Origin of the sequence: Ramlibacter sp., assembly GCF_036383835.1 — a bacterium.
Lineage (GTDB): Bacteria > Pseudomonadota > Gammaproteobacteria > Burkholderiales > Burkholderiaceae_C > Ramlibacter.
The window spans coordinates 21,515-27,695 of sequence record NZ_DASVNN010000139.1 but is presented as its reverse complement, the minus strand read 5'-3'; the positions used below and the strand labels follow the sequence as shown (position 1 = coordinate 27,695).

General features: G+C 70.1%; 5 protein-coding genes. All 5 read right to left on the bottom strand.

Annotated features, from left to right (window positions below; genetic code table 11):
* The coding region (locus VF522_RS21605) for a helix-turn-helix transcriptional regulator (RefSeq protein WP_330910386.1) at positions 1 to 761 on the bottom strand (761 nt) is incomplete at its 3' end.
* A gap of 115 nt (positions 762 to 876) precedes the next feature.
* On the bottom strand, positions 877 to 2,979 hold the full coding sequence (locus VF522_RS21600) for a hypothetical protein (protein ID WP_330910385.1): 2,103 nt from the start codon (positions 2,977 to 2,979) through the stop codon (positions 877 to 879).
* Between the two features lie 151 nt (positions 2,980 to 3,130).
* Positions 3,131 to 4,102, bottom strand: coding sequence for a Bug family tripartite tricarboxylate transporter substrate binding protein (locus tag VF522_RS21595; RefSeq protein WP_330910384.1), 972 nt, complete (start codon positions 4,100 to 4,102; stop codon positions 3,131 to 3,133).
* Positions 4,103 to 5,506, bottom strand: coding sequence for a sensor histidine kinase (locus VF522_RS21590; RefSeq protein WP_330910383.1), 1,404 nt, complete (start codon positions 5,504 to 5,506; stop codon positions 4,103 to 4,105).
* On the bottom strand, positions 5,487 to 6,152 hold the full coding sequence (locus VF522_RS21585; protein WP_330910382.1) for a response regulator: 666 nt from the start codon (positions 6,150 to 6,152) through the stop codon (positions 5,487 to 5,489). The genes VF522_RS21590 and VF522_RS21585 overlap by 20 nt, the downstream gene beginning before the upstream one ends.
* Positions 6,153 to 6,181: the final 29 nt, after the last annotated feature.

Below are 6,181 nucleotides of genomic sequence, written 5' to 3'. Positions count from 1 at the left end.
AAAAGGCCCTGTTCCATCGTGCGCTGCACGACCACGCGGTCGCCCAGGATGCGCGGCTGGCTGCCCTGCATCTCCTCCATCAGCGAAGCCGCCACGCGTCCGCCCTCCAGCGGCCACTCCAGCATCATCCATTCCCTGAAGCGCGGATCCGCGTGGTAGATGACGCCGCGCGCATCGGCGATGGCCACCGCCCAGCTCGCGCGCGCGTCGTGTCCGACCAGGCGGTCGAGGTGCACGAGGCGGTTGATCGCCAGCGACTGCATCAGGTGCGGCGCGAGGGCGGCCAGCAACTCGATTTCCCCGGGCGTGCAGTGCCTCTGCGGGTCGGACCGGAACAGCGACACCCATTCGGCGAAGCGCGTGAGCGGATTGATGTCGGAGGTGATGAAGCAGTGGTGCTGCGAATGATCGAGCGCGAACTGGCGGATGTCCGCCTGGTCGTCGCGCGAGAACTCCTCGAGCGCGCTGAAGCCGATGGTCAGCCGCGGCTGGCCGGTCACGCGCACCGCGGCCGTGTCCTGGTGCCGCACTTTCGCGAACGCGGTGAACATCGCGTCGGGGAAGTTGTGCCGGTGCAGGCTGTGGATGTCGATGCCCTGGGCGGTCATCGTGCCCGTGCCCCAGATGGAAGCGTCGAAATGCAGCAGCGGCTTGACCGCTTGCAGTACCGCGTCCTGGAATTCGTGGACCGGCACTTCCTGGGCATGGCGGTAGAGGTCCAGCAGGAAGCGGCTGAACTCCGGCAGGCTCGTTGTCGACATCGACGGTGTCCGCGGCAGGCGCGGGATGTTGTGTATTTGGTTACATGATGATACGCCGCGCAAGAAAAAGCCCCGCGCCGGCGAGGCGCGGGGCTTTCATGGGTTGCCTTGAGGGTTAGTTGTACGTGTAGACAGCCGACTTGTTCGTCGAGTCGGTCGAGCGCAGGCTGAACAGGATGGTCCGGGAGGTCGTGGTCGTGAAGGCCGGGACCGTCGCCACGTTGTAGATCGCAGAGGTCGCCCCGCGCGGCACCGGCTTGCTCGGGCCGAAGCTGTTGGTCACCGCGTCGATGGTGACCGTCACCCCGCCGATCTGAGGCGCGGCCAGGTTCTGAACCCAGTCCACGGGCAGCGCGCTCTGCGCGCCGGCCAGGCTGCCCGCCGGATCGAGTGCGGCCAGGGTCTGCGGGCCGGGCGTGTTCCAGGGCATGTCGACCCCTTGGGTTGCCGGGATCAGGTTGGTCAGCAGCGTCTTGAAGATCACGCGGTCCGGCGTGCCCGTGTTGGCGCCGTAGAACAGTTCGAACTTGTAGCGCGCACCCATGACGACGGCGCTGGGGTCGAAGCCGTCCGCGGGCTGCGCCCAGATCAGCCCGTTGGTGGCGTTGTTGGGGTTGGACGCGAGCGTGCGGGCCTGGGTGCCGGTGATGCCGGCCGTGCGCGAGAACCACAGGTTCGGGCAGTTCACCGAGGCGCCGCTGTTGTTGCACAAGCTGCCCACGGTGAGGCTACCCGTCTTGTTCCACATGTCCATGGAGTTCTGCGCCCCCGCGGAGACCTTGTAGACCAGGCCGCCGGTGGTCAGCCCCGGGCCGGTGACCCGCACCATCTCCAGGTTCTGGCCACCCTGCACGGTCCCCGGGCCCTTGCTGTTGATGTTGAACACCATTCCGCTCTGGAAGGTGCTGAAGCGCGGGCCGCCGGTGTTCAACTGCTCGACGCGGCGCAGGTTGACGCGCACGGTGATGTCCACCGCCTGCTGGTTGCCCACCAGCCACCAGTCGGTCGGCCGGCTGGTCGAGGAGCTGCCGGGGATGCGGGCAGCGACCGTGATCACGCTGCCGGCATTGCCGGCGGCGTCCATGTAGCGGATGTTCACGATGGCGCGGTCGTACGCATCCAGCGCCGGCGGCGTCGCCGACCCGTTCGCCGGGTAGAAGGCGACGATCTCCGGAACGCTGAAGGCGGCGCCGGTCATCTGGTCGCTGGTGAGCAGGCCATAGAACAACTGGCCGGCGTTGTAGCCGTTGTGGAGGAAGTCGATGCCGCCCGCATTGGTTGCGTCGGACACGAAGTCCTGGCAGGCCGTGGCGACGTTCTGCACTTCGGGGCCGCCCTGGTCCTGCGGGATCGCGGTGTTCTTCGCCAGCACGCGGCTGGTGGCCGAGAGCGCGAAGCAGGCATTGAACTTCTGCGCCACCAGTTGCGCCGCCTGCGAGAGGCTGGACACGTTGGCGTTCGGCGTCGTGACGGTCGATCCCGCGCTGCTGGCGGTCGCCAGGATCACGGGCGTCGGGTTGTCGATCGTGGTCAGCGCGAGCTGGCCGCTCGCGGGATCGGTGACCACCTTCACGATGTCGAGCACCAGGTCGGCGGTGTTGCCGGTGTTGGCGGCCGTGGCCGCCGTGATGCTGGTAGCGAAGGGATCGTAGCCGGCGGGCATGCCGATGGCCGTGAGCACCGGCGCGAGCTGCGCGACCACGTTGGCCGTGACCGTCTGCAGCGCGGCCGCGTCGACGGTCCTGTTGTTGACCACGGTCAGCGCATTGCCGTCGCCGGCCAGCTGCGCCACGATGGCGGTGGTCAACGGCGTGGCGTTCACGGTCAGCGGCGTGCCGGCCGCAGGCGTGGTGACGGCGACGCTGACCAGCGCGCCGGTGTTGCCCGAAGGGTCGGTGACGACGATGAAGAAGGGGGCCGTCTCGCCCGTCTTCAACGTGCAGGTGTACTTGCCGAGGCCATCGGTGCTGATCGCGGCTTCGGTGCACGGCGAGGCACCCGCGCTGTTGGTGATCGTCACCGGCGCGTTCGCCAGCGCGGCGCCCGTGGCGGCCGTGCCGACCAGCTGGCTGGACACCGTCGATCCGCCACCGCCGCCACCGCCTCCGCCTCCCGAACCGCCGGCGGTCGTACCGCCGCCTCCGCCGCCGCCGCAGGCGGCAACCAGCAATGCCACTGCCGCGCAGGCCGCGGCGAGCTTCAGGGAAGCTACCTTCATTGGGGAGTCCTCGTGGTGATGTGTGATCCGAAGGGCGCGTGGGCGCTGGCGGATTACAGGAAAGGCACCGGCCGGGGTCCATCCCCTGAACGGGTGAAACGTTTATTTACGCCGTGTATCTATTCCGTTCGGGGTAGGCCCTCGCCGGGCCTCAACGAACGGGCAAATGCAGGGTGCGCGCCAGTTCTCGCATGCGCTCGACTTCGCTGCGGACGTACTGCTGCGCGTCGCTCCCCGTCTTCGGAAACGGCTCGAGTCCGCGCGCCCGCAGCACCCGCCCGAACTCCGGCGTCGCCATCACGCGCTGCAGCGTGCGCACCCACTCGTCGTAATCGCGCGCGGCGACGCCCGGCCCCATGTAGACCCCTCGCACCGTGGGCCAGACGAGATCCAGGCCCTGCTCGCGCGCGGTCGGTACCTGTGCGAGGCGTCCCGCCAGGCGCTGCGGCGCAAGCACCGCGAGCAGCTTGATCTCGCCGGCGAGGAAGGCTTCCGTCGCTTCCGCAGCGTCGCCGCAGAACACGTCCACGTGGCCGCCGCGCAGGGCGGCGATCGCCTGGCCGCCGCCCTCGAAGGAGACGAAGCGCATCGCCCGATGGTCCTTCCCGGCCGATTGCACCAGCAGCGCGGCCTTGATCCAGTCCTGGCTGCCCACGCCGCCGCCCGCGCCGAACACGAGGCCGGCGGGATCGGCGCGCAGGCGCATGCGCAGGGTGGCCAGCGAATCCATCTGCGAGTTCCTGCGCACGGCGACGACGCCGTACTCGGTGCCGAGCGTCGCCAGCCAGCGCACGTCGTCGGGCGAGTGCGGTCCGAACTTGCCCTGCGCCAGGTTCACCAGCGAGCCCGTGGAGAAGGCGACGAGCGTGCGCGGATCGCTCCAGCGCTGCGTGACGGCGCGGTCGAAGGCGAGCGCGCCGATGCCGCCGGGCAGGTAGCGGATGTCCACGTCGGCCACCGGCGCGGCTGCGGGCAGGCGCAGCATCTCGCGCAGCAACTGGCAGGTGAGGTCGAAGCCGCCGCCGGCCTTCGCGGGCGCGATGCATTCCACGCGCGGCGCCGCGGTGGCGGAGGCGCATTGGAGGGCCAGGACGGCAAGGATGCAGGCGATCAGGTGGCGCATTCAGTTCTCCGTCACGGCTGCGGGCCGCGGCCACGAGAGGCTTGCACGCAGTCCGCTGCCGCCTTCGCCGCCCTCCAGCCGCAAGGCGCCGCCGTGGCGCGCGGCGATCGCCGATGCGATGGCGAGTCCCAGGCCGGAGCCGCCGCCGCGGCCTGCATGGCCGCGCGCGAAGCGGATGCCGGCCCGCGAGCGCACCTCGGGCGGCAGTCCCGGGCCGGTGTCCTCCACCGACAGGGTCCAGCCAAGATCGTTCGCGGCAGCCCGCAAGGTGATGCTGCCGTCCGGCACCGCCGCGATGGCGTTCGCCACCAGGTTGACCAGAGCCTCGCGCAGCAGCGCGGCGTCGCCATGGGCTTCGAGAGAATCAGCCTCCACGCCCAGGTCCAATCCTTTCTCTCGCGCGGCCGGCAGGAACTGGCGCGCCACCTCCCGCAGCAATTCGCTGGCCTCGAAAGGCGCCTGCTGCAGTTCGACCGACTCGCTGCGCGCGAGGCTCAGCAACTGGTTGGTGCTGCGCGTCGCGCGCTGCAATTCGCCCGCCAGCGCCTCCAGCGTGCTGTGCACTTCATCCGGGTCGTCGGCGCGCAGCGCGAAATCCACCTGCATGCGCAAGGTGGTGAGATGGGTGCGCAGCTGGTGCGAGGCATCGTCCAGGAACATGCGCTGCTGCGCGCCGAGCGCGTGCGTGCGCTGCATGTGCTGGTTGATCGCGGCCACCAGCGGGCGCACGTCTTCCGGCAGGCCTTCCTCCGCCAAGGGCTGCAGTTCGCCAGGCGAGCGCTGTTCCACTTCGCGCGAGAGCCGGACGAGCGGCCGCAATACGAGCACGATGGCCGAGATGCACGCGGCCACCGTGAGCACCAGGAACAGCCCGCTCGACACGGCCGCCCGCTGCACGAACACGCGCCGGAACTCGTCGCGCGACTGGGTCGCCTCGGCCACCTGGATCACCAGTCGCCGCGACGCCGATCCTTCCGCGGGCCGTTCCAGTTCGCGCGTGTAGGCGGCGATGCGCACCGGCGCCCCGAAGTACGTGCCGTCGTAGAACTGCGGCACGCCCAGCTTCAGGGCGCTGGGCGGCGCCGGCAGGTCGGGGCTGCCCAACTCCACGAGGCCGTCGGCCGTGGCCACCCGGAAGTGCACCGGACCGCTGGCCGTGAGCTCGAAGAACTCGAACATGCGGTAAGGCAGTTCCACCGCCAGCCCGCCGGACTCGGTGGAGACGTTGGCGTCGATCGACTTCAGTGCGCCGAGCAGCGAGCGGTCGTAGGCGGCGTCGGCCGCGCGCCGCACGTCCTGCGCGGTGAGCCGCAATTCGGCGAGCGACAGCAGCAGCAGCGCCGGAAGCAGCAGCAGCAGGAGCTGCCGCGCCAGCCGCAGCCGGCTAAGCCGCTTCCAGCGCATACCCGAGGCCGCGATAGGTAGTGATGCGCAGGCCCGGACCGTCGATGCGCTTGCGCAGGCGATGCACGATCACCTCCACCGCTTCGGGCTGGATGTCCTTCTCGTCCGAAACCACGCGCTCCAGGATCTGCTGCTTGGACATCGGCTCGCCCGCATGCTGCAACAGCACGCGCAGCACGGCCGATTCGCGCGGCGACAGCGCGAGCGCCTGGCCGTCGAGCGAGAAGCGCCGCAGCACCAGGTCGTACGCCAGCGGACCGCAGGCGAGCCGCGCCGCTTCCGCGCCGCGCGCGCGGCGCAGCAGCGCATGCAGGCGCACCTGCAGTTCCTCCAGCTCGAAGGGTTTGGCGAGGAAGTCGTCGGCACCCGCGTGGAAGGCGCGCACCTTCTCCGTGAGGGCGTCGCGCGCGGTGAGCACGAGGGCGGGCACGTGGGCATCGCGCCGGCGGATGTCCGCCAGCACGTCCTGGCCGTCGCGGTCCGGCAGGCCGAGATCGAGCACGATCACGTCGTGGTGGCCGGACGCGGCTGCCGCGATCGCGCTGCGGCCGTTGTCCACCCATTCGACGACGATGCCCGCGGCACCCAGGGCCTTGGAGAGCCAGGTGCCGAGGGCGTGTTCGTCTTCGACCAGCAGGATGCGCATCAGGGAGGGGGTGGGGCCGGCACGCCCCC